Source organism: Glycomyces tarimensis (genome assembly GCF_054776215.1).
On the sequence record NZ_BAAHCB010000021.1, the window covers coordinates 60,631 to 81,998 of the forward strand.

Here is a 21,368-nt window from a genome sequence, read left to right on the forward strand (position 1 = left end):
GGCGAATGAACGACGGGTTGCTCGTGTCCTCCCGCAACCGCCTCCAGGGCGATACGATCGAGGCTGCCATGCACCCGCTAGGGAAGGATCCGGTCATGACATCACACGAGGATCCTCTGGACGAGCGCTCCGGCTCCGCGACCGGGGCCGAGCCGCTCGATGCGACCGAGGGCCCGGGCTCCGGACCCTTGGGCGGCCTCGTCGAGCAGCGTCACGACCTGTACGAGACGCTCAAGTCCCGTCCGGTGATCATCGCCGCGGTAGTCGCGGGCGCGACCGCCGCCGCGGTCATCGGCGCCAAGATGGCCTACGACCGACGCAGATCCGCCAAGGGATACCACCGAGCGGTACGCCAACTGGAGGACGCCAAGGACGCGTTGATCGCCGCGACCTCGGAGGTGCCCGAACGAAGCCGGGCGGTGGTACGCCGGGTGATGCACCGCTAGCGATGGTCCCGCTGCCCGGTGGCGACGCGGCTGCGAAGGGATCACCATCACGACGGACCTGCTCGGGCGCCTCCTGCTCTCGGTGGTGCTGCTCGCGACGATCGTCGCTCGAATCGGCTTCACGCGGATCGGCTGGAGCGGCGACCACCGCTTCCACCCCGACTGACACCCGCACGCTCGATTCCACGCGGCCCACCTCGCGGGCTCGCGGCCTCGGCGTCCATGGAAACCTCCTCTTCCTCGGGCGCGATGGTCGTCCTCAGCGCGCTCGCCGTCCTGCCGACGCGAAGCGACAGCGTCGAGGCGATCCCCGTTCCATCCGAGTGCGGTAGGGGGCGCGACGCCGTAGACCTGGGCGAATGCCGTCTGGCGGCTGGGTTCGGTGCTGCGCGGTGTTGGAGCGGTCGCGTGGGAGGCCGTTGACCTGCTGCTCGTCGGAAGGCCCCAGCGCCGCGCCCATCTCGGATGTCGCGCCTTGGAGGTGTTGGTGCGCAGTTGGTCCGGGCCAGGCCTGAGGCGCACCGTTCGCAGTGGCGACGGTATCGTGTGGTGCATCGAGGAGCGGACGATTCGTCACCGTTGAGGCTGTACGGGTCGCATTCCGCGCCCGGGCGTCCCTGTGCCGTCGGAAAGCCGTAAGGAGACCTCTCTTGCAGCGCACTACACGAATGCTGGGCGTCCTCAACGTCCTGATGGAAGGCCGGCGCCGGTCCGAGTCACGCAGTCCCCGCAAGGTCGACGCGGTGTTCGACGCGATGAGCGCCAAGGCACGCAAGGAGACCGACACCGTCGGCATGCGTCTGTCTGATGAGGACGACGACATCATGGAGAGCCTGCGGTTCCTGCTGCACTGCTGGGCGGAGACCCCGGCCTTGTCGGGCGTGGGATGGCGTTCGGCCAAGGACATGGTGGCCGCGCGGATCGCGAACCTGCTCACCGTGCGCCGCCTCCAAGAACAGCACCCGCAAGTGCGCGAGGAGGTCATCGAGCGGCCGATCTTCGTGCTCGGTCTGCCGCGCACGGCGACCACGCTGACACAGCACATCATCGCCGGTTCGCAAGCCGCTCGGGCGCCGTACCTGTGGGAGATGTACAACCTGGGGCTGGAGCCCACGTCGCAGGAGCGCCGGCGTTATATCCGGGAGACGCAGAAACGCCTGGATATGACGCTGCTGCTGTCGAAGTCGTGGACCACCATTCATCCGACGAACGCCGAGTGGCCCGAGGAGGACTACTGGCTGAAGTTCCATGCCACGTTCCACACCACGGTGGCCCCGCTGCCCGGTTATCTCGACTGGTACCGCGAGTCGTACGACCGCGACACCGACTTCCGGTTCGTTCGGGACGCGCTGCAGGTGCTCCAGACCGGGCGGCCCCGCAGGCGTTGGGTGCTCAAACACCCGGGGAACATCTTCAATCTGGATTCGATCCTGCGGGTGTTCCCCGACGCGCAGATCGTGCTGACGCACCGGGACCCGACCACGGTGATGTCCTCGCTGTGCTCGATGGTGGAGAGCCTGTACAGCATCCACCTCAAGCGCGGCGCGGTCGATCCGAAGCAGATCGGGCGCGCGTGGCTGCGCGAACTCGCCGAGGGCATGGAGCAGTGCCGGAAGGTACGGGTCGCAGCGGCGCAGCCGGGAAGGTTCATCGATGTCAAATACCACAGTCTGACCAGTTCGCCGCACACCGCCGTGCCGGAGCTGTTCCAGAAGTTGGAGCTGCCTTGGGGCCCTGAGGACGCGGCGCGGCTGGACGAGCAGCTGACGCGTACGGGCCAGGGCGGAGGACGCGACGGGATGCGACGCCACGAGCATTCGCTGCTCGGGTACGGACTCGATGCCGCGGACATCGACCAGGCGTTCGGCAACGACTACATGCGCATCGCGGCGGGCTGACAGAGCGGTACGCGGACCGCGGCCGCGCCCGAGCGATCAGCCGGTGTCGGTGGCGGAGGTTCCTCGGATCGCGCGCTCGCAGCGGGCGGCCAGGGAGCGGAGGGCCCGCGTGAGCCCGGGCGATGCGTCGGCGACGGTGAAGTCGACGTCGATCGCGGTGACCATCCAGCTCAGGGCCCACGGTGTGTCGGCGCCGACGTGGAGCAGGCAACTGCGATCGTCGATCGGCTCGATCACCCCCATGCCCGGCCAGATCTGCTCGGCCATGGCTTCAGCCGGGGCGTGCAAGACCACGGTGGCCCGACAGGGCCAGGCGCGCACCGACAGTCGGTGCGCCAGATAGGCCGCGATGTCGTCGTCGGGCGGCCGGCGCGGCGCGAACCGAGGACCGGTAGGGGCGCGCGGGCGGAGCCGGTCCACCCGGAAGGTGCGCCAGTCATCGCGGTCGATGTCGAAGGCGACGAGGTACCACTGCGAGCCGAAGCTGACCAGGCGATGTGGTTCGACCGTCCGGCGGGAACGGCCGCCGCGCGGGCTGGCGTAGTCGAATCGCAGACGCTCCCGCCCGCGGCAGGCCTCCGCGATGGTCATGAGCGTGTCCGGCGCTACCTGCGGGCGGGGCGCCGCCCCGGCGCGGACGATGGCCGTGTGCAGGGTGTTCACGCGGTGCCGCAATCGGGACGGGAGCACCTGTTCGAGCTTGGCGAGCGCCCGCAGCGAGGGCTCCTCGATACCGGTGACCGAGCCGTCCGCGGCGGTGCGCAGCCCGACCACCACTGCCACGGCCTCGTCGTCGTCGAGCAGCAGGGGCGGCAGTGCGGCGCCGGCGCCGAGCCGGTAACCGGAGCTGCCCCGCACGGCGTGCACGGGGTAGCCGAGCTCGCGCAGCCGCTCGACATCGCGCCGCACCGTGCGGGCGGTGACGCCGAGGCGGTCGGCGAGCTCGGCTCCACTCCGGCCGTGATGCGTCTGCAACAGTGCGAGCAGTTTGAGCAGGCGCGCGGATGTCTCCAACATGCCGTCAAGATTGCCAGGCGCTTAGGACCGAAGCCGTCCTAACGGCTGCCTACGGTCGTTGTCATGACCGATACACAGCAGGAGATCATCCCGTTCCGCATCGAGATTCCGCAGTCGCAGATCGACGATCTGCGAGCACGGCTGGCCGGCACCCGCTGGCCGCACGAGCCCGCGGACGCCGGATGGAGCTACGGCGTGCCCGTGTCCTACCTGGTCGGCCTGGCCGAATACTGGCGCACGGCCTACGACTGGCGCGCGCAGGAGGCGGCGCTGAACGAATACCCGCAGTACCTCACCGAGATCGACGGCCAGCGCCTGCACTTCCTGCACGTCCGCTCTCCCGAGCCGGACGCGCTGCCGCTGGTGCTCATCCACGGCTGGCCCGGCTCCTTCGTGGAGTTCCAGCGCGTGATCGGGCCGCTCAGCGATCCCCGCTCGCACGGCGGTGACCCGGCCGACGCGTTCCATCTGGTGATCCCCTCGCTGCCCGGCTTCGCGTTCTCCGCGCCGCCGCCCGTGGGCAGCGCTTCCACCAGCCGGTACGCCGAGCTGCTCACCGCGCTGATGGCGCGGCTGGGCTATGACCGCTACGGCACGCAGGGCGGCGACGCCGGCTCCTTGGTCGGCCCGCAGATGGGACGCCTCGACGCCGAGCACGTCGCCGGCATCCACCTGAACGGCCCCATCACCATCCCCGCCTGGGACGCCGACCCCGCCACGTTCCCCGAGGACGAACGCGAGACGCTGGCGAAGCTCAGCGACTGGGGCGCCGGCGATGGTTCCGGCTACGCGGCGATCCAAGGCGACCGACCGCAGAATCTGGCGTACGGGCTGACCGACTCGCCCGCCATGCAACTGGCATGGATCGCGGAGCACTTCAAGCACCTGACCGATCCGGCACGGGAGCTGCCCGAAGACGCGGTCGACCTCGACCAACTGCTCACCAACGTCAGCGTGTACTGGTTCACCGCTACGGGCGGCTCCTCGGCGCGGATCTACAAGGAGTCCACCGACTGGGGCACGCCGCAAGAGCCCTCGGCCGTTCCGACCGGCGCGGCGATCTTCCCCGGCGACGCCTCGCTGCGCAGCGTCGCCGAGCGCGAGCACCACCTCGTCCACTGGACCGTCCATGACCGCGGGGGCCACTTCGCCGCGATGGAGGCCCCGGACCTGCTGGCCGCCGATGTGCGCGAGTGCTTCCGAAGCCTCCGCTGAGGCGCGGGACCGTTCGACGGCGACACGGGGACCGTCGACAGCGGCCCGCTGCGGCAGCGCGATCGGCGGCCGGCCGCATGGAACCGGTGCGCTCGGCGCTACAGGGGCTTGAATCCCAGTCGGGGCCCGGGACCGTCGGCGGCCAGTGCGTCGTGCAAGTTGTAGATCGAGCATTTGTCGAGCGAGAGGCAGCCGCAGCCGATGCAGCCGTCGAGGTCCTCCTGCAGCTTGCGCAGGCGGGTGATCCGGTCCTCCAAGCGCTGCCGCCATGCGGAGGAGAGCCGCTGCCAATCGGCGCGGTCGGGGATCCGCCGCTCGGGGAGCTGAGCCAGCACGTCCCTGATCTCATCGAGTGACAGCCCCACTGATCTGGCGGCCCGGATGAAGGCCACCCGGCGCAGTTCAGCGCGGCGGTAGCGTCGCTGATTCCCGCTGGTGCGCACCGGGTGGATCAGGTCGAGCGATTCGTAGTAGCGCAGCGCCGAGGCGCTCAGCCCGGCTCGCGCGGCGAAGTCGCCGATCGTCAGGAGCGTACGGGCGTCAGGGGCGACCATGTGGCTCTCCTCACTCCGGTGTTGACTTCAAGTCGACTTGAAGTTACATGATGCCTCGCGTGAACGTCACTTATGAACAGACCCGGGCACTGGCCCTGCGCACCGTGGTCGATGCGCGCTACCCCGCTGTCAGCACGTACACGCTGGATGCGATCTGGGTGCTCTACGACCGGGTGCTGCGCGTCGACCCGCGGCGCCCCGACGATCCCGCCCGGGACCGGTTCCTGCTGTCCAAGGGCCACGGCCCGAGTGCCTTCTACGCAGTCCTGGCCGCCAAGGGTTTCATCCCGGCCGACTGGCTCGACTCCGTCGCCGCTCTGGAGTCGCCGCTGGGATCACACCCCGACGCCACGCTGGTGCCAGGGGTGGAGAGCTCGTCGGGCTCGCTGGGCCACGGTCTGCCTCTCGGGGTCGGTATCGCGCTGGGCCTGCGCGCCACCGGATACCACGACGCTCGGGTGTACGTCCTCCTCGGCGACGCCGAACTCGACGAGGGCTCCAACCACGAGGCCATGGCCTACGCCGGAGCCGTCGGGCTGTCGAACCTCAATGTGGTCGTCGCCGACAACGCCTCGGCCACGCACGGGTGGCCCGGCGGCATCGCCTCCCGGTTCGGCGTCCACGGCTGGAGCACCGCCACCGCCGACATGGGCGACCATGAAGCGCTCCACCGGGCGTTCACCGCATCCCACACCGACCGACCACACGCCACGGTCGCCACCGTCCGCCCCTGATCCCGGAAACCGAGGACCCACCATGTTCCGCTCAGACCCGCTGACCGACGACCGCCAGCACCAGACCATGCGCGACGCTTTCGGCGCCCACGCCTCCGATCTGCTCGAGGCCGACCCGCGCATCGCCGTGGTCCTGGCCGACATCTCCGCCGACCTGTTCCGCGCCGCGGCCGCGGCCCATCCCGACCGGGTGATCAATGTCGGCATCCGCGAACAGCTCATGGTCGGCGTGGCCGGAGGCCTGGCGCTGGCGGGCTTGCGGCCGATCGCCCACACCTACGCCCCGTTCCTGGTCGAGCGCGCCTTCGAACAGGTCAAGCTCGACTTCGAGCACCAGGGCACCAGCGGGGTCCTGGTCAGCGTCGGCGCCTCCTACGACTGGGCCGAGGGCGGCTTCACCCACTTCAGCCCTCGCGATGTGGCGCTGTTCGACACCCTGCCCGGCTGGCGGGTGTTCGTGCCGGGCCACGCCGCCGAGGTGCCGCCGTTGCTGGAGCGGGCGGTGGGCTCCGACGAGGGCGCCTATATGCGGCTGTCACTGCGCCGCAACACGGCGCCCCACGGCGGTTCCGGCGACGCCCTTGAGGTGCTGCGCAGCGGCACGCGCGCCACCGTGATCGCGGTCGGGCCGGTCCTCGACAACGTCCTCACCGCGACCGCCGAGCTCGACGTCACCGTGGCCTACACCAATACCCCGCGCCCGCTCGACTCGACGGGGCTGCGGGATCTGGCCGCTCGCACCGGCAACACCGTGGTCATGGTCGAGCCGTATCTCGAGGGCACCTCCGACTGGCTCCTCTCACGAGCGCTGTCCGACCGGCCCCACCGCCTGCTGTCGATCGGAGTCGGGCGGGAAGAACTGCGCCGCTACGGCACCGCCGCCGAACACGAACGCCTCCACGGACTCGACCCGGACGGCATCGCCGCCCGACTGCGGAGGTTCCTCGACCGCGGCGGCGAAGACGACCGGGGGCGTGAGCGTCCCGGCCGCCCGGACGCGGGGGTGGACAGCGGCTACGGCGTGTAGTACGTTCAGGTTCCATTCGACGGAGGCGGTCAGGAACGCAGTGTGATTCTGCGGCGGTCCCGCCACTGTATTCGGAGAGTCGCCCGCCCCGGGGCCGGCGCCGGAGCCCGATGGACGCGTTGACGGCGGCCATCGAGCGCGGCGCGGAGCCCTGGCCGGACGGAGCGCGGCCACTGGGTCTGTGACCCGGGAAGGCCGGGCGGACGGCGTTGATCCGAGAGCCAGAAGACTGAGGCCTTCCGTCACGACTGAGGGGACGAGGATCCCCGAGGAGGTCGACATGACTGCCATTACCGCCGTGCCTGAAACGGCGCCGACCTGGGGCCGCATCACCCTGCTGCTCTTCGCCTTCACCGCACTGGTGTTCCTGGTCGCCTTCGAACAGGGGACGCTCACCGGAGGACTGCCCGTCCTGCACGAGGCCTTCCACGACGCCCGCCACCTGCTCGGATTCCCCTGCCACTGATGCTCACCGACAGCGTTCGCCGCGGACTCGCGGCGGGGCTGCTGGCCGGTCTCGTGGCCGGAGTGTTCGCGCTGCTCGTCGGAGAGGCCCCCCTCGGGGAGGCCATCGAACTCGAAGAGCGGGCGCACACCGCTGCCCACGCACCGGCCCCTGCGGCCCACGATCATGACGAAGCGTTCACCGTCGACCGCACCGTGCAGCAGGTGCTGCTGCCGGTCGGCACGGCCTTGGTCGGCGCGGCCTACGGCGGCCTCTTCGGGCTCGCCTTCGTGCCGCTCGCCAAGAGCTCCCGCGACCGGTGGAAGGCCGGGCTCGGCTTCGGCGCCGCCGCCTGGGCCGCCCTCGCCCTGTTCCCGGCCCTGAAGTACCCGGCCAACCCGCCCGGCGTCGGCGACCCGGCCACGGTCGGCTCGCGGACCACCTGGTTCGTCGTCTCACTCGTCGCCTCGCTCGCGCTGGCGGCGCTGCTGTGCCTGGCGTCCAGGCGACTGCGCGCCCGCGGCATGGACGACGTGCCGCGCCAACTCGCGGTCGGAGCGGCGGCCGTGGTCCTGTACGGCTCGCTGTTCGCCGCGCTGCCGTCGAGCGGCGTCGCGATCGAGGTGCCCGCGGCGCTGCTGTGGGACTTTCGCTTGGCGTCCATGGCCACGCAGGCGATCCTGTGGCTCGGCCTGACGGTCGGCTTCGCCTGGCTGTGGCACCGTGCGGCGCGAAAGGCGGCGCGGTGAAGTCCTACTCGCGGCTGCTCCTGGTGCGCCACGCGCCGACCGCCGCGACCCGCCGCCACGCCTTCCCGATCGACGAGCCGCTCGACGAGGCCGGGGAAGCCGCGGCGGGCGCACTGCGCGGCAGATTCGGCGACGCCGCGGCCGTCTCGGCCCCGGCCGCGCGATGCCGGCGCACCGCCGTCCTCGCCGGGTGCGAGCAGGTCGCCTCGGACCCGCGGTGGTCGGAGCTGCACTTCGGCGACTGGGCCGGCTCGACCCTGGACGAGATAGGCGAGCGCGACCCCGAACGGCTCCGGACCTGGCTCGCCGACCCGCGCTCGGCCCCGCCCGGAGGCGAATCGCTGCCGTCGCTGCGCGAACGCGTCCGCGCGGCGCTCGACGGCCTCGCCGAGACGGCCGAGGACACCGCCGTGTTCACCAGCGCAGGCCCTGTCAAGGCCGCCATCGCCGCCGTTCTCGACGCCCCTGACGGGGCCTTCTGGCGGCTCGACGTGGCCCCTTGCTCGATCACCGTCCTCCACTGCCGCTCCGGGGTCTGGACCGTCCGGTCCGTCAACACCGCCCCCGGCCGGGAGACCCGATGAGTGCCTGGAGTCTCGGCATCCTCGCCGGGTACGCGGCCGACCTGCTCATCGGCGACCCCGGGCGCGGCCACCCCGTCGCCGGGTTCGGGCGGATCGCCGCCGAGGCCGAACGGCGCACCTGGCGCGATTCCCGCCCGGCCGGGGCCGTCCACACCGGAGCGCTCGTCGCGGGAACAGCCGTGCTCGCCGTGGCCGCGGACCGTGCCGCGAAGCACCGCCCCCGGGCCCGCGCCGCCTTGGCGGCCGCACTGGCCTGGACCGTCCTCGGCGGCCGCTCCCTGCGACGCGAGGCCACCGCGATCGCGGTGGCGGTCGAACGCGGGGACCTCGACGAGGCCCGGAGGCGCCTGCCCTCGCTGTGCGGGCGTGACCCCTCGAAGCTGAGCGAGGCCGAGCTGGTGCGCGCCACGGTGGAATCGGTCGCCGAGAACACCTCCGACGCCGTCGTCGCCCCGCTGTGGTGGGGCGCGGTGGCCGGGCCCGCCGGGCTCGCCGCCTATCGCGCCGTCAACACCCTCGACGCCATGATCGGCCACAAGTCGCCTCGATACCGCCGCTTCGGGTGGGCGGCGGCCCGACTCGACGACGTCGCCAACTGGATCCCCGCCCGCTGCGCGGCCGCGCTGGCGGCCGCCCTCGCACCCGTCGCCGGCGGCTCCCCGGCCCGCGCGGCGCGGATCTGGCGCCGCGCGGGCGGCGAGCACCCCAGCCCCAACGCCGGGCAGGTCGAAGCCGCCTTCGCCGGGGCACTCGACCGCACCCTCGGCGGCGGCCGGAACCGCTATCCCGGCCACACCGACATCCGCCCCGCGATGGGCGACGGTCCAGCCCCGACCGCGGTCGACCTGCGCCGAGCCGTCCGCCTCTCCGCCGCCGTGTCCGCAGCCGCGGCCCTCGGCGCGGCCGCGATCGCATCACGGAGCCGCGCCTGCGGCGGGAGGCGCCGATGAACGGCGCGATCCTATTGGCCGGCACGGCCTCCGATGTCGGCAAGAGCGTCATCACCGCGGGCGTGTGCCGCCACCTCAAACGCCTGGGCGTCTCGGTCGCCCCGTTCAAGGCCCAGAACATGGCGTTGAACGCGGCCGTCACCGTCGACGGCGGCGAGATCGGCCGCGCCCAAGCGGCCCAGGCCGCCGCCTGCGGCATCCCGCCCGAGACCGCCATGAACCCGGTCCTCATCAAACCCACCGGCGACCGCCACAGCCAGGTCGTCGTCATGGGCAAGCCCGCCTTCGACGCCGGCGCCCGCGACTACCACCGGCGCCGCACCACCCTCCTTCCCGCCGTGCTCGGCGCCCTCGACGACCTCAAAGGACGGTTCGACGCCGTCGTCTGCGAAGGCGCCGGCAGCGCCGCCGAGATCAACCTGCGCCCCCACGACCTCGCCAACATGGGACTCGCCCGAGCCGCGAACATGCCGGTGCTGCTCATCGCCGACATCGACCGCGGCGGAGCGCTCGCTTCCCTCTACGGGACCCTCGCACTGCTCGAACCCGAGGACCAGGCGCTGGTGGCGGGCTTCGTCATCAACCGCTTCCGAGGTGATCCGGCCGTTCTCGAACCGGGCCTGGAGCAACTGCGCGAACTCACGGGCCGCCCGTGCCTCGGTGTCCTGCCGCACCTGAACGGGCTGCACTTCGACGCCGAGGACTCGCTCGCCCTCGACCGGCCCCTTGCGCCGATCGCACCACTGGGGTCCGACGGCCTGGAGGTGTCGGTGGTGCGACTGCCGCGCATCGCCAACTTCACCGATGTGGACTCGCTGGCCGCCGAACCGGGCGTGACCGTCCGATTCACCGACTCCGCCGCCGATGTGCGCCGCGCCGACCTGGTCGTCCTGCCCGGCACCAAGAACACCGTCGCCGATCTGGCCTGGCTGCGAGGCAACGGCTTGGCCGAGGCGATCGCCGAGCGCGCCGGGGAAGGCGGCCCCGTCATGGGGATCTGCGGCGGCTACCAGATGCTCGGCCGCTCGATCACCGACGAGGTCGAGTCGCGCGCCGGCACCGTGCCGGGCCTGGGCCTGCTCCCGGTGGACTGGGAGTTCGCCGAGGCCAAGACCCTCGCGATCCACACCGGCACCGCCCCCGGCCTCGGCGGCGCGCCCGCCGGCGGCTATTCCATCCGCCACGGACGCCCCACCGTCGACGGCGGCCGGGCCTGGCTGCGCGACGCCGACTGCGGCGACGAGGGCTGCAGGGTCGGCTCGGTGTGGGGCACGAGCTGGCACGGCGTCCTCGAACACGACGAGGCCCGCCGCGCCTTCCTGTCCATCGTGGCCGACGCAGCGGGCCTCGACTGGCAACCCGGCGACGAGCCGTTCGCGGCCGCCCGGGAACGCCGCCTCGACCGGCTCGGCGACCTGATCGCCGACCATCTCGACGTGAGAGCGCTCGAGACGCTGCTGGCGGACGGCCCACCGGCCGAGCTGCCGATCGCACCGCCGGGCGGCGCACCCGCGCCGCGCGTATGGACTGGGGGAGAAGACCAGTGGGCACGATCCTGTTCCTGACCACCGCCGACACCGAGATCCTCGCGGCGGCCGGCGCGGTCGCCCGGCTTCCCGAGGACGCCCCGAAGCTCCGGGCGCTCAACCCCGCCCGCGCCGGCGGCGGCGAGAACTGGCTCGACGCGGCACTGGCCGACGTCAAGGTCGTCGTCGCCCGGCTCCTCGGAGGACGCGCGGCCTTTCCCGAACTCTTCGACGAGCTGCGCGAACGCTGTGTCGCGACCGGCATTCCCCTCCTGGCCCTCTCCGGCGAAGGCTCCCCGGACGCCGAACTCACCGCACTGTCCACCGCCCCGACCGCCGCGCTCGCCCAGGCCTTCGAATACCTCCGCCTCGGCGGCATCGACAACACCGAGCAACTGCTGCGGTTCCTGTCGGACACACTGCTGCTCACCGGCCTCGGATTCGAGCCGCCGATCGAACTGCCCGACCACGGCGCCTACCACCCGCGCGAGTCCGACCCGCTGGCCGCTGTCGACCCGGACCGGCCGCTCATCGGCGTCGTCTTCTACCGTTCACACCTCGTCAGCGGCAACACCGCCTTCGTCGACGCCCTCATCGACGCGATCGAGGCCCGAGGAGCCCAAGCCGTCGGACTGCACTGCTACTCCCTCAGACCCGATGCCGACGGCGAGGTCGGCCTGCTGTCCATGCTGGATGAAGCCGGGGTGAGGCCCGACGCGCTGCTCGTCACCGTCCTGGCCATGGGCGGCGCCACCGCCGCCGACACGCCGGCCTGGAAGGCCGAAGCGCTGCAGCGCCTGGGCGTCCCCGTCATCCAGGCGCTCGCTTCGACCGGCTCGCGCGAGGCCTGGACCGGCAGCGTCGCCGGCCTGACCCCGATGGACACCGCCATGCAGATCGCGCTCCCCGAGTTCGACGGCCGCATCATCGGCGTTCCCTTCTCCTTCAAAGAACTCACCGACGACGACGACCGCATCGGCGGACCCGTCGTCCGCTACGCACCCGACCTCGAACGCACCGAGCGCGTCGCCGGCCTCGCGGCCGGGCAGGCCCGCCTGCGCCGGGTTCCGCGCTCGGACAAGCGGATCGCGCTGGTGCTGTCGAACTACCCGACCAAGCACAGCCGCATCGGCAACGGCGTCGGACTCGACACCCCCGCCTCGTGCGCGGCGCTGCTGCGGCGCATGCGCGAGACCGGCTACGACCTCGGCGACGTCGACCTGCACCTGCTGGAGGACTCGGACGCGCTCATCCACGCCCTGATCGACCGGGGCGGCTTCGACGCCGAGCTGCTCACCGACGCCCAGTTGGCCGCCGCCGACGCCAAGCTCCCGGTCGAGGACTACGCCGCCTGGTTCAAGCGGCTGCCCGAGGACCTGCGCGGAGCCGTCGAGACCCAATGGGGCCCGCCGCCCGGCGAGGTCCTCCTCACGCCCGACGGCCGCAACCTGGTCACGGCGACCCTCCGCATGGGCAACGTGGTCCTCGCGATCCAGCCGCCGCGCGGCTTCGGCGACGACCCCGTGGCGATCTACCACGACCCCGACCTGCCGCCCACCCACCAGTACCTGGGAGCGTACTGGTGGCTCACCCGCGTCTTCGGCGCGGACGCGATCGTCCACGTCGGCAAGCACGGCACCCTCGAATGGCTGCCCGGCAAGGGCGTCGGCCTCTCGGCCTCGTGCGCCACCGACGCCGCCCTGACCGACGTGCCGCTGTTCTACCCGTTCGTCGTCAACGACCCCGGCGAGGGCACGCAGGCCAAGCGCCGCGCCCACGCCGTCATCGTCGACCATCTCGTCCCGCCGATGATGCGCGCCGAGACCTACGACGAGCTCACCGAACTGGAGCAGCTGCTCGACGAGCACGCCGAACTCGAACTGCTCGACCCCACCAAGCTCGCGGCCATCCGCGAGCAGATCTGGGAGCTGCTGGTCGCGGCGAACATCGCCCGCGAACTCGACGTCGAGGCCATGCCCGGAGAAGCGGACTTCGGCGAGCTCATCACCCACGTCGACGGGCACCTGTGCGAGATCAAGGACCTCCAGATCCGCGACGGCCTCCACATCCTCGGGGCGCCCCCCGACGGCGAGCAACTGCGGGGCCTGGTCAGAGCCATCCTGCGCCTGCCCCAAGGCGACACTCCCGGTCTGCGCTCGACGGTGGCCGCCGAGTTCGGCTTCGACGAGGCCGAGCTGACCCGCGACGGCGGCACTCGAGTCGAATCCGACACCGCGGCGCTGACCCGCCTGGCCCCCGGCCCGGCCGCCACACGCGGCGACGTCCTCGACCGGATCGACCACCTCACCGGCGCCTTGGTCGAAGACCTGGCCGGCTCCGGCTGGGACGCCGAGGCCGCCACCGGGATCGCCGAACGGCGCCTCGCCCGACCGGCCCCGGCCGTCGCCGACGTGCTCCGCTTCGCCTGCACCGATGTCGTGCCCCGCGTCCGCGCCTCCGCCGCCGAGATCGACCGGCTCCTGTCCGCACTCGACGGCCGCTACCTGCCCGCCGGTCCCTCCGGCTCGCCCACCCGCGGGCGCCTCGACGTGCTGCCGACCGGCAAGAACTTCTACTCGGTCGACCCCAAGAGCCTGCCGAGCCGCCTGTCCTGGGACGTCGGGGTCAAACTCGCCGACGCGCTCCTCGCCGCCCATGAACAGCGGCAGGGGAGCACGCCGGAGACCGTCGGCATCGTCGTGTGGGGCACCGCCAACATGCGCACCCACGGCGACGACATCGCCGAGATCCTCGCGCTCCTCGGCGTCCGACCGGTCTGGCACGAGGAGACCCGCCGCGTCACCGGCCTGGAGGTCATCGAGCTCGCCGAGCTCGGCCGCCCCCGCATCGACGTCACCGTCCGTATCTCCGGGTTCTTCCGCGACGCCTTCCCGCACCTCGTCGCCCTCGTCGACCGAGCCGTCGAGACGGTCGCGGCCCTGGACGAACCGCTCGAGGAGAACTTCGTGCGCGCACACGCCCTCGTCGACCTCGAACGGCTGCGAACCGAAGGCGTTCCCGACGAGGCCGCCCGGCGGCGATCGACCGCGCGGATCTTCGGCGCCAAACCCGGCGCCTACGGGGCGGGCCTGCTGCCGCTCATCGACGCCCGCAACTGGCGCGACACCGCCGACCTCGCAGAGGTCTTCACCGTCTGGTCCGGCCACGCCTACGGCCGCGGTCTCGACGGCGTCGAAGCCCACGCCGACCTCCACGCCAACCTGCGGCGCGTCCAGGTCGCGGTCAAGAACACCGACACCCGCGAACACGACCTCCTCGACTCGGACGACTACTTCCAGGAGCACGGCGGGATGATCGCCGCGATCCGCCACCTCACCGGCGCCGCCCCCGAGGCGTTCATCGGCGACTCCTCCGACCCGTCCCGTCCGGCCGCCCGCACGCTCGACCGTGAGGTCGACCGCGTCTTCCGCTCGCGCGTGGTCAACCCGCGCTGGATCGCCAGCATGCGGCGCCACGGCTACAAGGGCGCCTTCGAACTGGCCGCCACCGTCGACTACATGTTCGGCTACGACGCCACGGCGAACGTCGTGAAGGACTGGCAGTACGCCAAGGTCACCGAGTCCTACGTCATCGACGAGGACGTGCGGGCCTTCATGGAGGACGCCAATCCCTGGGCCCTGCACGGCATCACCGAACGGCTCCTCGAAGCCGTCGAGCGGGGACTGTGGGCCGAACCCGAGCCCGAGCTGCTCGACCGCCTGCGCCAGGCGCACCTCGACGCCGAAGGCGCCGTCGAAGACCGTGGAGAGGAAGGAACAGCGTGAACTACCCGTTCAGCGCCCTCGTCGGCCAGGATCGCCTGTCCGCCGCCCTGCTGCTCGGCGCCGTCGACCCGCGCATCGGCGGCGTCCTCGTGCGCGGCTCCAAGGGCTCGGCCAAATCGACGGCCGTGCGCGGCCTCGCCGCGCTCCTGCCCGCCATCGCCACCCGCGCCGGCTGCGCCTACAACTGCCCGCCCGACCGGCCCACCGAGCTGTGCCCCACCTGCCAGGACGCGCCGCTCCAGGAGCGCCCGACCCCGCTGGTCGAACTCCCCGTCGGCGCCTCCGAAGACCGGCTCATCGGCTCGATCGACCTCGAACGCGCCCTCACCGACCGGGTCCGCGCCTTCCAGCCCGGCCTGCTCGCCCGGGCCCACCGCGGGCTGCTGTACGTCGACGAGGTCAATCTGCTCGACGACCACCTCGTCGACGCGCTCCTCGACGCCGCCGCCATGGGCGTCAACCACATCGAACGCGAAGGCGTCTCCGCCCGCCACCCGGCGCGATTCCAGCTCGTCGGCACCATGAACCCCGAAGAAGGCGAACTGCGCCCGCAACTGCTCGACCGCTTCGGGCTCACCGTCGAGACCGCCGCCCCCGCCGACCCGGCCGACCGCGCCGAAGTGGTGCGCCGCCGCCTCGCCTACGACGGCGACCCCGAACACTTCGCCGACACGTTCGCGGCCGACGAGCGACGCCTGGCCGAACGCCTCGTCGCGGCCCGGCGGCTGCTCGGACAAGTCGCGCTCGGCGACTGCTGGCTGATGAAGATCGCCGAGGTCTGCGCGGCCTTCGGCGTCGAGGGGATGCGCGCCGACATCGTCACCGCCCGGACCGCCACCGCGCTGGCGGCCTGGGACGGGCGCACCGACGTCGCCCGCGCGGACGTCCGCGAGGCCTGCCTGCTCGCGCTCCCGCACCGCCGCCGCCGGGGCCCGTTCGACGACCCGGGCATCGACGAGGACGAACTCGACCGCCTCCTCGGCGAGGACGACGCCGAACCGCCCGACGGAGGCGGCCCCGACGACGGCCCGGACGGCGGCGACGGTCCCGACGACGCCGGGCCGCCGCCGTCCGGACCGGGAGACCAGGCTCGGCCGCCCGAGACCACAGGCGAGTCGCAGCACGGGCCCGCCCCGGACCGGCCCGAACCGGGTGCTGCCGAGCAGCGCGGTGACGACCTCGCCCCGGCGCCGTCCGGTCGCGTCGAGGCCCCGACCGAGTCGGCGGGAGCGGCGAACCTCATCACCGCTCCGCAGCGCCGCCTCGGCGCCGCCGGCCGCCGCAGCCGGGGCCGCTCGGGCCGGGGCGGGGCCGTCCGGGCCAGGCCGCTCCGGACCGGGGAGCGGCCACGCGCCGCCGACCTCGCCGCCTCGCCGACCCTCGTCGCCGCGGCCACGCGCTCCGGCCCGATCCAGGTCGGTCGAGCCGACCTGCGCCACTACGAACGCTCGGGCAAGCAGGGCCATCTCATCGTCCTCTGCGTCGACGCCTCCGGTTCGATGGGCGCCCGGCGCCGCATGGGCGCGGTCAAGGGCGCCGTCCGCGCCCTGCTGTTCGACGCCTACCAGCGCCGCGACCTCGTCTCCCTCGTGACGTTCCGCGGGAGGGGCGCCGAGACCGTGCTGCCGCCGACCGCGGGCGTCGAACTGGCCGAACGCCGCCTCGCCGTCCTGCCCACCGGCGGCCGCACGCCGCTCGCCGCCGGCCTCTTGCGGGCCGCCGACCTCATCGAGCGCCACGCCCGGCGCGACCCCGACCGGCGCCCGCTCCTGGTCGCCGTCACCGACGGACGGGCCAACGCCGGGCCCGGCGCGGTCGCCGAGGCGCACCGGGCCGCGCACCTCTTGGCGGCCAAGGACATCCCCGGCCTGGTGGTCGACACCGAGTCCGGGTTCGTCCGCACCGGCCTCGCCGCCGAACTCGCCGGCCACCTCGCCTCGCCGTGCGTCGAACTCGACCAGTTCGCCTCCGGCGCGCTCGCCCGCACCATCCGACTCGCCACCGGCCGTTGACAGGGGAAGACATGACCGACGAACGCAGCCGATACGACGGCGCGACCGCGGACGCCACCGCCGACACCCAGCCGAGGCGGCGCAAGCGCGAGACGCCGCTGCTCATGGTCCACACCGGAACCGGCAAGGGCAAGTCCACCGCCGCGTTCGGGATGATGATGCGCGCGTGGAGCCAGGACTGGCCCATCGCGGTCTTCCAGTTCGTCAAGTCCGGGAAATGGCGGGTCGGCGAGCAGGCCGCCGCCGAGAAGCTCGGCGGCATCGACTGGTTCAAGATGGGCGACGGCTGGTCCTGGACCAGCCGCGACCTCGCCGAGTCCGCCGACCTCGCCCGGGAGGGCTGGGAGGAGGTCAAGCGCTGCCTGGCCGAGGAGCGCTACCGCTTCTACCTGCTCGACGAGTTCACCTATCCGATGAAGTGGGGCTGGGTCGACACCGCCGAGGTCGTGGAGACTCTGCAGCGGCGCTCGGGGTGGCAGTACGTCATGATCACCGGCCGCGACGCCCCCGGCGAGCTGGTGGAGGCCGCCGATCTCGTCACCGAGATGACCAAGGTCAAGCACCCGCTCGATCAGGGCTGGCGCGGCCAGAAAGGCATCGAATGGTGACCGTGCCTCGCGTCGTGGTCGCCGGGACCCGCTCCGGGGTCGGCAAGACCACGGTGGCCACCGGGCTCATGGCCGCCCTCCGCGGCCTGGGCCTGCGGGTGTCGGGCCACAAGGTCGGGCCCGACTTCATCGACCCGGGCTACCACGCGCTCGCCTGCGGGCGGCCACCGCGCAACCTCGACGCGTTCATGCACGGCCCCGACCGCATCGCGCCCCTGTTCGCGCACGGCGCGCAGGGCGCGGACGTGGCCGTGGTCGAGGGCGTCATGGGCCTGTTCGACGGCAGGGCCGGAACCGACGAGGCCTCCACCGCCCACGTCGCCCGCCTGCTCGGCGCCCCCGTGCTGCTGGTGGTCGACACCGCCTCGCAGTCGCGCTCGGTCGCCGCCGAAGTCCACGGCTTCGCCGACTTCGACCGGTCGATCGACGTCGCCGGAGTCGTCCTCAACCGGGTCGCCTCCGACCGCCACGAACGGCTGCTGCGCGAGGCCCTCGCCGACTCCGGCGTCCCGGTCGTCGGGGCGCTGCGGCGCGGCGAGCGGCTCGCGGCCCCCTCGCGCCACCTGGGCCTGATCCCGGCCGCCGAACGCCGACTCGAAGCGCTCGCCCTCGTCGCGTCCTTGGGGGACACCGTGGCCGAGGGCCTGGACCTGGAGGCGGTGCTGCGCATCGCCCGGTCCGCGCCCGCCCTGGACGCCCAGCCGTGGCGGCCCGAACCGGGCGCCGTGCCCGGCCGCCCGGTCGTGGCCGTCGCGGGCGGCCCGGCGTTCACCTTCGTCTACACCGAGCACCGCGAACTGCTCGAAGCGGCCGGGGCCGAAGTCGCCGACGTCGATCCGCTCCGCGACGAGTCCCTCCCGGAGGGGACCGGCGCGGCCTACCTCGGCGGGGGCTTCCCCGAGGTCCACGCCTCCGAACTGGCGGCCAACACCGGCCTGGCCGCCGGCCTGCGAGGGCTCGCCGACGCGGGCGGCGCGATCGTCGCCGAGTGCGGCGGCCTGCTCTATCTGTGCCGCAGCCTCGACGGGCGGCGGATGGTCGGTCTGATCGACGCGGAGGCCGAGTTCACCGAGCGGCTGACGCTCGGCTACCGCACCGCCCGCGCCGTTTCGCCGGGCCCGCTCGGACCCGAGGGCACGGCCGTGCGGGGGCACGAATTCCACCGCACCGCCGTCACGCCGCGAGCGGGCGCCCAAGCGGCCTGGGTCTTCGATGACGGCGCGCCCGAAGGCTTCAACGCCCGCGGCGTTCACGCCAGTTTTCTCCATACCGCCTGGGCGGCGGCCCCGGAGATGGCACGGTCGCTGGTGGTATCGGCACAGGCGAGAGGGGCAACGGTATGAGCGGCACGCTCATCGGCGTCGGGACCGGGCCCGGCGATCCCGACCTCGTCACCGTCAAGGGCCGCGACGCCCTGCTGGCGGCCGACGCGGTCTTCGTGCCGGTCGCGGCGTCCTCGCCGGCCGGCGAGCCCGGCTACGCCGAGCGGGTCGTCGCCCACCATGTGCCCCATGACAAGCCGATCACCCGGCTGGTCTTCGAGCTCGACGCCGACCGGCGCGGTGCGGCATGGGCGCGAGCGGCCGGGACCGTGGCCGAGGTGGTCGGCGCGGGCAAGACCGCCGTCTTCGCCACCATCGGCGACCCGAACGTCTACTCCACGTTCTCCTATCTCGCCCGCGAGGTCCGCCGGCTCGTCCGCACCGCGACGATCGCGACCGTTCCCGGCATCACCGCCATGCAGGACCTCGCCTCGCGGACCGGCACCGTCCTGGCCGAACACGACGAGCCGCTGACGCTCATGCCGATGACCGCCGGGACCGCCCGGGTGCGCGACGCGCTGGAGGCGGGCGGGACCCTCGTCCTCTACAAGGGCGGCAGCAGGCTCCCCGAGATCAGGGCCGCACTGGAGGACGCCGGCGCGCTGGACCGCGCGGTGTTCGGCGCGCACCTGGGCCACGCCGACGAGGACGTCCGCGCCGCCGTCCCCGACCGGCCCGCTCCCTACCTCTCGACCGTCATCGTCACCCCCGAACGCGAGGAAGCGCAGTGAGCAGAGCGAAGATCTGGTTCGTGGGGGCCGGCCCCGGCTCGGCCGAGCTGCTGACGGTGCGGGCCGTGAAGGTCATCGGCGCGGCCGACATCGTCGTGTGGGCCTCCAGCCTGGTCCACGAGGACGTGCTCGACCACGCGCGGCCCGGCGCCGAGATCCTGGATTCGAAGACCATGACGCTCGAAGCGGTCCTGGACGTCTACCGCCGCGCCGCCGCCGAGGGCCTGACCGTCGCCCGGCTGCACTCGGGCGACCCCTCGATCTACGGCGCCATGCAGGAGCAACTGGAGGCCGTCGCCGCGCTCGAGGCGGACATCGAAGTGGTCCCCGGCGTGACCTCGGTGGCGGCGACCGCCGCCGCGGTCGGCCGCGAGTTGACCATTCCCGAAGTGGCCCAATCGGTCGTGATGACGCGCATGGCCACGCGCACGCCCATGCCGGAGGGCGAGGACCTCGCTTCGTTCGCCCGCCACGGCACCACGCTCGCGCTGTTCCTGTCCGCGTCGCGTCCCAAGCGGCTCCAAGCCGAGCTGCTGGCCGGCGGGTACGCGCCCGAGACGCCCTGCGTGGTCGGCTACCGCGTGACCTGGCCCGAGGAGCGCATCGAAACCTGCCGGCTCGACGAGCTGGCGGCGACCGTCCGAGCCATGAAGGTCACCATGCACACCCTGGTGCTCGTCGGCCCCGCCCTCGGGGCGCGAGGGACCCGCAGCCACCTGTACTCGCCGGGCTTCGCCCACACCTACCGTCCTGCGAGGACGGCGTGAGCGACAGGCCCGCCCGTTCCCTCCCGTCCCGGTTGCCCAAGCGGGCCAAGGCCGGACCGGTACACGTCGAGCGCGCCTCCCCGCCCCCGCCGACGCCCCGGGATCTGGTCGAGCCCGACCTGCCCCGCACCGCCAAGGCCCGCGACGGCAAGGCCCTGCGCACCGGCTTCACCACCGGCGCCTGCGCGACCGCCGCCGCCAAGGCCGCGATCCTGCTGCTGGCCACGGGCAGACGCAGCGAGAAGGTCGACGTCTGGCTGCCGATCGGCCGCCGCGTCGAGTTCGCCGTGGACCGCTGCGAGACGGTCGGCGAGGCCGCCGAGGCGGTCGTGGTCAAGGACGCCGGGGACGACCCCGACGTCACGAACGGCGCGCACCTGACCGCCACGGTCGCCTGGAGCGCCGAGCCGGGCGTCCACCTGTACGGCGGCGACGGCGTCGGCGTGGTGACCCGCCCCGGTCTGGGCCTGGAGGTCGGCGGCCCGGCGATCAACGGCACGCCCCGGCAGACGATCCGCATCACGGTCGAAGAGGTCTGCGACCCCTACCGCGACCGCGGCGTCGACGTGGTGGTCTCGGTGCCCGAGGGCGAGCGGATGGCCAGGCGGACCACAAACGCGCGCCTGGGCATCCTCGGGGGAATCTCCATCCTGGGCACCACCGGCGTCGTCCGCCCCTTCTCGACGGCCGCGTGGCGGGCGTCGGTGCTGCAGGCGGTCGACGTGATGGCCGCATCCGGCCTCGACACGTGCGTGCTCACGACCGGCGGGCGGACCGAGCGGGCGGCGATCGGCCTGATGCCGGGCCTGGACGAGGTCTGCTTCACCGAAGTCGGCGACTTCACGGGCGCGGCGGTCGAGCGCTGCGTGGACGCGGGACTGCGGCGGCTGGTGTTCGTCGGGATGGCCGGAAAACTGGCCAAACTCGGCGCCGGAGTGATGATGACCCACTACACCAAGTCCCGAGTGGACACCGGTTATCTGGCCGAGGTGACGGCG

At 72.8% G+C, this 21,368-nt stretch carries 19 protein-coding genes and 1 riboswitch; of the genes, 17 read left to right on the forward strand and 2 right to left on the reverse strand.

Features of this window, described 5'->3' with window-relative positions; genetic code table 11:
- The first annotated feature begins 95 nt into the window (after window positions 1-95).
- Entirely contained in the window at window positions 96-446 is a 351-nt protein-coding gene (locus ACYVK3_RS17245) for a hypothetical protein (RefSeq protein ID WP_460498573.1), read from the forward strand.
- 650 nt (window positions 447-1,096) lie between these two features.
- Window positions 1,097-2,344 carry a sulfotransferase family protein gene (locus tag ACYVK3_RS17250; RefSeq protein WP_460498574.1) on the forward strand — a complete coding sequence of 416 codons (1,248 nt, stop codon included), beginning with the start codon at window positions 1,097-1,099 and terminating at the stop codon, window positions 2,342-2,344.
- A gap of 36 nt (window positions 2,345-2,380) precedes the next feature.
- Here the strand turns inward: ACYVK3_RS17250 and ACYVK3_RS17255 are convergent, their stop codons facing one another.
- Complete coding sequence (locus ACYVK3_RS17255) at window positions 2,381-3,361, reverse strand: helix-turn-helix transcriptional regulator (RefSeq protein ID WP_460498575.1); 981 nt, start codon at window positions 3,359-3,361, stop codon at window positions 2,381-2,383.
- 63 nt (window positions 3,362-3,424) lie between these two features.
- Between ACYVK3_RS17255 and ACYVK3_RS17260 the strand changes: the two genes are divergently transcribed.
- Window positions 3,425-4,576, forward strand: coding sequence for an epoxide hydrolase family protein (locus ACYVK3_RS17260; RefSeq protein WP_460498576.1), 1,152 nt, complete (start codon window positions 3,425-3,427; stop codon window positions 4,574-4,576).
- A gap of 98 nt (window positions 4,577-4,674) precedes the next feature.
- Here ACYVK3_RS17260 and soxR read toward each other — a convergent pair whose 3' ends face one another.
- Window positions 4,675-5,130 carry a MerR family transcriptional regulator gene (gene soxR / locus ACYVK3_RS17265; RefSeq protein ID WP_460498577.1) on the reverse strand — a complete coding sequence of 152 codons (456 nt, stop codon included), beginning with the start codon at window positions 5,128-5,130 and terminating at the stop codon, window positions 4,675-4,677.
- 50 nt (window positions 5,131-5,180) lie between these two features.
- Between soxR and ACYVK3_RS17270 the strand changes: the two genes are divergently transcribed.
- From ACYVK3_RS17270 to ACYVK3_RS17335, 14 genes are all read left to right on the forward strand, one after another.
- On the forward strand, window positions 5,181-5,864 hold the full coding sequence (locus tag ACYVK3_RS17270; RefSeq protein ID WP_460498726.1) for a transketolase: 684 nt from the start codon (window positions 5,181-5,183) through the stop codon (window positions 5,862-5,864).
- Between the two features lie 67 nt (window positions 5,865-5,931).
- Window positions 5,932-6,891 carry a transketolase family protein gene (locus ACYVK3_RS17275; RefSeq protein ID WP_460498727.1) on the forward strand — a complete coding sequence of 320 codons (960 nt, stop codon included), beginning with the start codon at window positions 5,932-5,934 and terminating at the stop codon, window positions 6,889-6,891.
- A riboswitch (cobalamin riboswitch) is annotated at window positions 6,886-7,145 on the forward strand. (Overlaps the previous gene by 6 nt.)
- A 26-nt stretch (window positions 7,146-7,171) precedes the next feature.
- Complete coding sequence (locus tag ACYVK3_RS17280; protein WP_460498578.1) at window positions 7,172-7,357, forward strand: CbtB domain-containing protein; 186 nt, start codon at window positions 7,172-7,174, stop codon at window positions 7,355-7,357.
- On the forward strand, window positions 7,357-8,085 hold the full coding sequence (locus tag ACYVK3_RS17285; protein ID WP_460498579.1) for a CbtA family protein: 729 nt from the start codon (window positions 7,357-7,359) through the stop codon (window positions 8,083-8,085). The genes ACYVK3_RS17280 and ACYVK3_RS17285 overlap by 1 nt, the downstream gene beginning before the upstream one ends.
- Entirely contained in the window at window positions 8,082-8,669 is a 588-nt protein-coding gene (locus ACYVK3_RS17290) for a histidine phosphatase family protein (protein ID WP_460498580.1), read from the forward strand. The genes ACYVK3_RS17285 and ACYVK3_RS17290 overlap by 4 nt, the downstream gene beginning before the upstream one ends.
- Window positions 8,666-9,619: a CobD/CbiB family cobalamin biosynthesis protein gene (locus ACYVK3_RS17295; RefSeq protein WP_460498581.1), complete on the forward strand. Its 954-nt coding sequence runs from the start codon at window positions 8,666-8,668 to the stop codon at window positions 9,617-9,619. Before ACYVK3_RS17290 ends, ACYVK3_RS17295 begins: the two co-directional genes overlap by 4 nt.
- Entirely contained in the window at window positions 9,616-11,184 is a 1,569-nt protein-coding gene (locus tag ACYVK3_RS17300) for a cobyric acid synthase (protein ID WP_460498582.1), read from the forward strand. Before ACYVK3_RS17295 ends, ACYVK3_RS17300 begins: the two co-directional genes overlap by 4 nt.
- Complete coding sequence (gene cobN, locus ACYVK3_RS17305; protein ID WP_460498583.1) at window positions 11,163-14,930, forward strand: cobaltochelatase subunit CobN; 3,768 nt, start codon at window positions 11,163-11,165, stop codon at window positions 14,928-14,930. Before ACYVK3_RS17300 ends, cobN begins: the two co-directional genes overlap by 22 nt.
- Window positions 14,927-16,942 carry a VWA domain-containing protein gene (locus ACYVK3_RS17310; protein WP_460498584.1) on the forward strand — a complete coding sequence of 672 codons (2,016 nt, stop codon included), beginning with the start codon at window positions 14,927-14,929 and terminating at the stop codon, window positions 16,940-16,942. Before cobN ends, ACYVK3_RS17310 begins: the two co-directional genes overlap by 4 nt.
- Before the next feature lie 11 nt (window positions 16,943-16,953).
- On the forward strand, window positions 16,954-17,550 hold the full coding sequence (cobO, locus tag ACYVK3_RS17315; RefSeq protein ID WP_460498585.1) for a cob(I)yrinic acid a,c-diamide adenosyltransferase: 597 nt from the start codon (window positions 16,954-16,956) through the stop codon (window positions 17,548-17,550).
- Window positions 17,544-18,893 (forward strand): cobyrinate/hydrogenobyrinate a,c-diamide synthase, encoded by a 1,350-nt coding sequence (locus tag ACYVK3_RS17320; protein ID WP_460498586.1) that lies wholly within the window; start codon window positions 17,544-17,546, stop codon window positions 18,891-18,893. The genes cobO and ACYVK3_RS17320 overlap by 7 nt, the downstream gene beginning before the upstream one ends.
- Window positions 18,890-19,603, forward strand: a complete 714-nt coding sequence (gene cobI, locus ACYVK3_RS17325; RefSeq protein ID WP_460498587.1) for a precorrin-2 C(20)-methyltransferase — start codon at window positions 18,890-18,892, stop codon at window positions 19,601-19,603. Before ACYVK3_RS17320 ends, cobI begins: the two co-directional genes overlap by 4 nt.
- Window positions 19,600-20,370, forward strand: a complete 771-nt coding sequence (gene cobM / locus ACYVK3_RS17330) for a cobalt-precorrin-4/precorrin-4 C(11)-methyltransferase (RefSeq protein WP_460498589.1) — start codon at window positions 19,600-19,602, stop codon at window positions 20,368-20,370. The genes cobI and cobM overlap by 4 nt, the downstream gene beginning before the upstream one ends.
- A 104-nt stretch (window positions 20,371-20,474) precedes the next feature.
- Window positions 20,475-21,368: cobalt-precorrin-5B (C(1))-methyltransferase (locus tag ACYVK3_RS17335; RefSeq protein ID WP_460498728.1), on the forward strand; the 894-nt coding region annotated here is incomplete at its 3' end.